Origin of the sequence: Gordonia sp. UBA7599, from assembly GCA_002477755.1 — a bacterium.
In the GTDB taxonomy this organism is placed as follows: domain Bacteria; phylum Actinomycetota; class Actinomycetes; order Mycobacteriales; family Mycobacteriaceae; genus Gordonia.
The window spans coordinates 1-6,065 of sequence record DLKD01000048.1 but is presented as its reverse complement, the minus strand read 5'-3'; the positions used below and the strand labels follow the sequence as shown (position 1 = coordinate 6,065).

General features: G+C 67.6%; 8 protein-coding genes. 6 read left to right on the top strand and 2 right to left on the bottom strand.

The genetic code is table 11. The features are described 5' to 3' along the window. Positions 1 to 268, bottom strand: a 268-nt coding sequence (locus tag B4L26_RS06440) for a maleylpyruvate isomerase family mycothiol-dependent enzyme (RefSeq protein WP_290717220.1), incomplete at its 3' end; no start/stop codon positions are given. A gap of 172 nt (positions 269 to 440) precedes the next feature. Between B4L26_RS06440 and B4L26_RS06435 the strand changes: the two genes are divergently transcribed. The 5 genes from B4L26_RS06435 to B4L26_RS06415 all read left to right on the top strand — a co-directional run bounded on the left by B4L26_RS06435 (position 441) and on the right by B4L26_RS06415 (position 5,037). Further along, positions 441 to 848 carry a YciI family protein gene (locus B4L26_RS06435; protein ID WP_290717218.1) on the top strand — a complete coding sequence of 136 codons (408 nt, stop codon included), beginning with the start codon at positions 441 to 443 and terminating at the stop codon, positions 846 to 848. Further along, positions 848 to 2,026, top strand: coding sequence for an RNA polymerase sigma factor (locus B4L26_RS06430; protein WP_290717216.1), 1,179 nt, complete (start codon positions 848 to 850; stop codon positions 2,024 to 2,026). Before B4L26_RS06435 ends, B4L26_RS06430 begins: the two co-directional genes overlap by 1 nt. A gap of 102 nt (positions 2,027 to 2,128) precedes the next feature. Further along, on the top strand, positions 2,129 to 3,001 hold the full coding sequence (locus tag B4L26_RS06425; RefSeq protein ID WP_290717214.1) for a siderophore-interacting protein: 873 nt from the start codon (positions 2,129 to 2,131) through the stop codon (positions 2,999 to 3,001). A gap of 444 nt (positions 3,002 to 3,445) precedes the next feature. Continuing rightward, a complete protein-coding gene (locus B4L26_RS06420) occupies positions 3,446 to 4,360 on the top strand; it encodes a tyrosine recombinase XerC (RefSeq protein WP_290717212.1) in 915 nt (304 codons plus the stop codon). A 17-nt stretch (positions 4,361 to 4,377) separates the two neighbouring features. Further along, the gene (locus B4L26_RS06415; protein ID WP_409563466.1) at positions 4,378 to 5,037 is read left to right on the top strand and encodes a M15 family metallopeptidase; all 660 of its coding nucleotides are present in this window, start codon (positions 4,378 to 4,380) and stop codon (positions 5,035 to 5,037) included. Positions 5,038 to 5,047: 10 nt separating this feature from the next. On the opposite strand, the gene B4L26_RS06410 is transcribed toward B4L26_RS06415, so the two are convergent. Beyond that, entirely contained in the window at positions 5,048 to 5,521 is a 474-nt protein-coding gene (locus B4L26_RS06410) for a M23 family metallopeptidase (protein ID WP_290717210.1), read from the bottom strand. 319 nt (positions 5,522 to 5,840) lie between these two features. On the opposite strand from B4L26_RS06410, the gene rpsB reads away from it, so the two are divergent. After that, on the top strand, positions 5,841 to 6,065 hold a 225-nt coding region (gene rpsB, locus B4L26_RS06405), incomplete at its 3' end, for a 30S ribosomal protein S2 (RefSeq protein ID WP_290717208.1).

Genomic DNA, 6,065 nt, shown 5'->3' with positions numbered 1-6,065 from the left:
CGGCATCGGACGTGGTCGCCGTGTCCTTGCGGGCGATCTTGTCGGCGTAGCGGTTGAAATTCCCGCCCGAAGCGAGGATCCCGGCGACCACGCGCAACCCGGAATGTCGGTACGCCAGCGTGATGTGGGCGACGACCTCACGCACCCGCCACCCCTCGCAGAGCGACGGATGTGCCCACTGCTCGGGGGTCAGTCCGCCGAGGAGATCGGCTAGCCGACGCCGCTCGGCGAAGGTTTCAGTGCGGAGTTCATCGTCGGTGAGGGTCATCGGAGGCCTTCTAACGGGGGATCTGGTCGCTGGGGACAAGAGCTACGGCCGATCTCACCACCGTAGCGCTTGGCGGTGGCGATGGATCCTGCGCGACGATGTCGAGAATTGGCCAACGGCTCCGTCCCAGGGGTGAGCGACTGACTAGGGTCGCCAACGAAGGGAGAACGTCATGGCCAAGTATCTGATGCTCAAGCACTACCGCGGCGCGCCGGCCTCGGTGAACGACGTGCCGATGGATCGGTGGACCCCGGCTGAGGTCGAGGCCCACATGCAATACATGGAGGATTTTGCGGCACGACTGCAAGAGACTGGCGAGTTCGTCGACAGCAGGGCGCTCACCCCGGGTGGCACCTGGGTGCGCTCGGGCGGGGCCGGCAAGCCTCCGGTGACCGACGGCCCGTTCGCCGAGACCAAAGACCTGGTCGCGGGATGGATGATGATCGACGTCGAGTCCTACGAGCGTGCCGTCGAGTTGGCGGGCGAGTTGTCCGCAGCGCCCGGTGCGGGTGGGGTGCCGGTCGGCGAGTGGCTCGAGTTGCGCCCGGTGATGTCGCACAACTCCGACGTCCTCGACTGATGTCCGACCGCGCGGTCGGCGTCGCGGTGGCCGGTGTCGCACTCCGGGAACTGATCCCCGGGGTTCTTGCGGCGCTGGTCGGCCGTGGCGCCGACTTCGCCTCCGCCGAGGATGCGGTCCAGGAGGCACTCGTGCGGGCAATCGAGAAGTGGCCGTCACAACCGCCGGCGGACGCGAAGGGTTGGTTGGTCACTACCGCGTGGCGATGCTTCCTCGACCAGACGCGCTCGGAATCTGCACGTCGGCAGCGCGAGTCGCGCGTCGCGATGCGACCGGCACCGGGGCCCGCCGCCGAGGCCGACGACACGCTGTGGCTCTACTTCCTGTGCGCTCATCCGAGTCTGTCGCCGTCGTCGGCGGTGGCGCTGACACTGCGTGCCGTCGGGGGACTCACGACCAAGCAGATCGCCGCGGCCCATCTGGTCCCGGAATCGACGATGGCGCAGCGGATCGCGCGAGCCAAGCGGACTGTGGGTGCCGCGGGCTTCGACGTACCGGGCGATATCGACACGGTCCTTCGGGTGCTCTACCTCGTGTTCAACGAGGGGTACACCGGCGAAGTCGACCTGGCGTCCGAGGCGATCCGGCTCGCACGCCAACTCGCCGCGATCCGCGACGATCCGGAGGTCCTGGGGCTCCTCGCGCTGTTCCTCCTCCACCACGCGCGGCGTGATGCCCGGTCGCGCCCCGACGGCGGGATCGTGCCGCTCGCCGAACAGGACCGGCGACGGTGGCGGACCGATCTCATCGTCGAAGGAGTGGACATCCTGCAGGGTGCGCTGGCCCGCGACCGCCTTGGCGAGTACCAGGTGCAGGCGGCGATAGCCGCGTTGCACGCCGATGCCCCCACCGTCGACGAGACCGATTGGCTTCAGATCGTCGAGTGGTACGACGAATTGGTCGCGCTGACCGACAGCCCGATCGCCCGCCTCAACCGGGCCGTTGCGGTAGGGGAGGCCGACGGCCCGTCGGCCGGGCTCGCCGCGCTCGGCGAACTCGACGAAGGGTTGCCCCGGTACTGGGCGGTGGCGGCGCACTTGTACGAGGCGACCGGTGACCTGGCCGTGGCCGCCGATCTCTATGTGACGGCCGCGGACAAGACGGATTCGACCGCTGAGCGCAACCATCTGATCCTCTGCGCTGCGCGAGCACGCGAGCGCATTGCCGACCGAGGTTAGGCGACGTCGGTGACCCTTCCGCTACAGGTCCTCGCAACAACTACTGTTGCAACCGCAGTTGTTGTGAGGATCGGTAGCTGATGTGAACCACCAGGAGGGTGAATGGCCAAGCGGCTGAACACGATGCAGGTAGTGCGGACCGAGCGTCTGAGTCCGCATTTCATGCGCGTGTACCTCGGCGGTGACGGGTTCGACGAGTTCTCGCCGGTGCGCGGACGCGACGAGGTGACCGCCGACTGGGACACCGACATGTACGTCAAGATCGTGTTCATGCCGGACGGGTCCGAGGTTCCCGACGGTCTCGACCCCGATGAATTGCGCGGCGGCACGGGTCAACCCGGCAAACCGGTTCTGCGCACCTACACGGTCCGTCGCTACGACCCGGTGGCGCGTGAGCTCGCCATCGACTTCGTCGTCCACGGCGACGAGGGGCTGGCCGGCCCGTGGTCGCTGCGTGCGCAACCCGGGGAAACCGTGCGGTTCATCGGCCCGGGCAGCGGCTACCGGCCGCGCGAGGACGCGCCCTGGCACCTCTTCGCCTGCGACGAGGCCGGACTACCGGCAGTCGGGGCGGCACTCGAGGCTTTGCCGGCCACCGCGCGCGGCCAGGCGTTCATCGAGGTCGCCGGACCCGACGACGAGCTTTCGCTGACCGTACCCGAGGGCGTAGAGGTCACCTGGCTGCACCGGGGTGGCGGCGCCGGTGAGGTCGGCGACGACGTCGCGGGTGACAACGCTCCGCTGATTGCGGCGGTCCGCAACGCAGCGTGGTGGGACGGCGAACCACAGGTCTTCATCCATGGCGAAGCGCAGGTCGTCATGCACAATCTGCGCGGATACATCCGCAAGGAGCGCGGCGTGCGTGCGGCCAACGCGTCCATTTCGGGCTATTGGCGCCGGGGTCACACCGAGGAGGGATTCCGCCAATGGAAGGCGGATCTGCGCGCGTCCGAAGCAACGAACCCCGCCCAATAGCTTCGGACGCCGCGCTCGGAATTCGGAGGAAACGGGCAGGTCAACGGGCTATCCGGGCATCTGGCACCCGCTGTATTCGGACATAGAAACTCCACAGCATCTACAGGGCCGACGCCTAACTTGTGTTCCTACCTTCGTCCTTTGTCGGGCACACAGCCCGCCGAAGTGAGATGAAAGAGAGACACCGATGTCGAAGCCCCAGAAGATCAAGCACAAGTCCTCGTTCTTCCTGCCCTTCCACGTGAAGAAGAAGAAAGAAGACAAGAAGAAGAAGTAAGGCCTCGATCTCAGGCTTTCGACGCCCCCGACCATCACGGTCGGGGGCGTCTCCTTGTCGGTGGGCCGTCACAGAGTCACCGGCACAGAATCGGTGGACCGTTACAGATTGGCCGCAACCGGGCGTGCCGCGTTGCGCGGAGCGCAGACGCGACGTGCACTGGACCCATGGACCAGCGGGGCGTCGTCGACGATTTCGCGACCTACCTGCGCCTGGAGAAGGCCCGCAGCGAACACACGGTCCGCGCGTACACCGGTGACGTGCGTGCACTCCTCTCGTTCGCGGGTGCCCGCGGTGTCGCCGTCGCCGACCTCGACCTATCTGTGTTGCGTGCGTGGTTGGCGGAGCAGACGCGGCGCGGTATCGCACGCACGACGATCGCCCGGCAGGTGTCGAGCGCCAAGACGTTCGGCGCGTGGGCGGCCCGCGAAGGGTTGCTGAGCGACGATCCTTCCGCACGACTGCAAGCTCCCAAGGCCCACCGCGTCCTTCCGCACGTGCTGTCGCCCGAGCAGGCGAACGCGGTGACCGCCGTGCCCGTAGACCACGGTGATCAGGCGATCGGGGAGGAACCGTCGCCGATGCAGCTGCGAGACCGGGTGATCCTGGAACTGCTGTACGCCAGCGGGATCCGCGTCGGCGAGTTGTGCGGACTCGACGTCGACGATGTCGACGATTCGCGGCAGGTCCTGCGCGTTATCGGCAAAGGCAACAAGCAGCGCACGGTGCCGTTCGGGCGTCCGGCCGCACAGGCGCTGGCGCTTTGGCTGCGTGACGGGCGTCCGCATGTGGCGACCGCCGCGTCGGGTTCGGCGCTGCTGCTCGGTGCGCGGGGCGGCCGGCTCGACCAGCGGATGGCGCGGACCGTCGTCACCAACGCCGTCGAAGTGGTCGGGGGACCGGCGATGGGCCCACACGGGTTGCGCCACAGCGCCGCCACCCACCTACTCGAGGGCGGCGCCGACCTGCGCATCGTCCAGGAACTCCTCGGCCACTCGTCGCTCGCGACGACCCAGCTCTACACCCACGTCAGCGTCGAGCGGCTTCGCGCAGTACACGCGCAGGCCCACCCGCGGTCCTAGCCGGTACGGTGAAGCGTGTGAAATTTTCGACGATCCGCACCGTTCTCGCCGTGACGACGGTCCTGCTGGGGGCGAGTTTGGTCCCCGGACAGTCTGCCGCCGCCCCACCGCTGAGCCACGCGGCGACCGAGGCCGGGCTCGTCGACGTCCGGTCCGTCGTGCCCGATGCGATCATCGATCTGCGCTATGCGACGACCGACAACTTCACCAAAGTCCGGCTGTACCCGACGAATGCGCGGTGCCTTATCAGCAAGGACATGGCGCCCGGTCTGGCTACGGCGGGCAAGAAGTTGCGCGGCAAGGGGCTGCGGCTGGTGTTCTGGGACTGTTACCGACCGCACTCTGCCCAGGTCAAAATGTGGCAGGTGGTGCCGAACGCGGCCTGGGTCGCCAAGCCGGGTAACCAGGCCACGAGCCATGAAGCGGGCCGATCCGTGGACGTCACTCTTGCGCAGCGTGATGGCCGCCGTCTCGACATGGGCACCGGATTCGACGACTTCACCCCGGCCTCGCACGCAAATGCCACCGGTATCAGCAGCGTCGCGCAGGCAAATCGTGCGACTCTGCGTTCGGCGATGGAAGCCGGCGGACTGTCGCAGTACGAGGGCGAGTGGTGGCACTACGACGGTCCCGGGTCCGGCACGCCCCGCCCGCATCTGAACGCGCCGGTCTACTAGAGCCGGTCCACTAGGGGACCGGGTACAACCGCACCCGCAGCGCACCGACGAGGCCGAGTGGATTGCGGTATCCGCCGCTCGGCCCGGCGCCGGTCCGCGCACCCCAGTGCAGGCAGGCAGCCACCGGACACCCCTCGTGTTCGCCGGTGACCGTGCCGATCACGTCCCCTCGCCGGACTACGTCGCCCTCGTGAACCTGGGGCTCCACCGGCTCGTAGGTGGTCCACAGCGCCGGCGTGTGCCGGATCGACACGACCGTCTTGCCGCCCACCTGTCCGGCGAAGGTCACCGTGCCGTCCCCGGCGGCCAGCACCGACTGCCCGTCTGTGGCGGCCAGGTCGACGCCGCGATGCCCGCTCATCCAGCGCTGCGCCGGCGGATCGTAGGGGGTCACGACCGCCGGCCGGGGTGACAACGGCCATCCGTAGCGCGCAGCCGCGCACCACGGTGCCGGGGCCAGACAGACGACGATGAGCACGCCCACGACCGTCAGGGCCCGCAAGGAAGTCCGCAGATGACTGTGCCGCATATGGGATTGGACGCACGCGGCCCCTAAACGGTTCCCCACGGCCTGTGCCCAGAAAACCGATTTGGTGGCGCCGACCTGCACCGTTAGACTTGTCAACGCACTTCATCGCGCATCTGCGCAAGTGAAGTGACTTCGCATGCTCGCTACCGATCTTCGCAGGTCGGCGCGGCGCGGGCAGTCCCAGGGAGACCCGGGTACCGACGCCGTGGCAAGCATCAGGATCACCCGCCGACCGGCGGGCGATGACAACTGCAATAGAACAGGAGTCTCGACGATGGCTGTCGTGACCATGAAGCAGCTGCTGGACAGCGGCGCACATTTCGGGCATCAGACCCGCCGGTGGAACCCGAAGATGAAGCGGTTCATCTTCACCGACCGCAACGGCATCTACATCATCGATTTGCAGCAGACGCTGACCTACATCGATCGCGCCTATGAGTTCGTCAAGGAGACCGTCGCCCACGGTGGCACCGTTCTCTTCGTCGGCACCAAGAAGCAG

Bases quoted from the DNA above. Each gene is read 5' to 3' on its own strand.
- B4L26_RS06435 (WP_290717218.1), top strand. From the start codon at position 441: ATGGCCAAGTATCTGATGCTCAAGCACTACCGCGGCGCGCCGGCCTCG.
- B4L26_RS06430 (WP_290717216.1), top strand. From the start codon at position 848: ATGTCCGACCGCGCGGTCGGCGTCGCGGTGGCCGGTGTCGCACTCCGG.
- B4L26_RS06425 (WP_290717214.1), top strand. From the start codon at position 2,129: ATGGCCAAGCGGCTGAACACGATGCAGGTAGTGCGGACCGAGCGTCTG.
- B4L26_RS06420 (WP_290717212.1), top strand. From the start codon at position 3,446: ATGGACCAGCGGGGCGTCGTCGACGATTTCGCGACCTACCTGCGCCTG.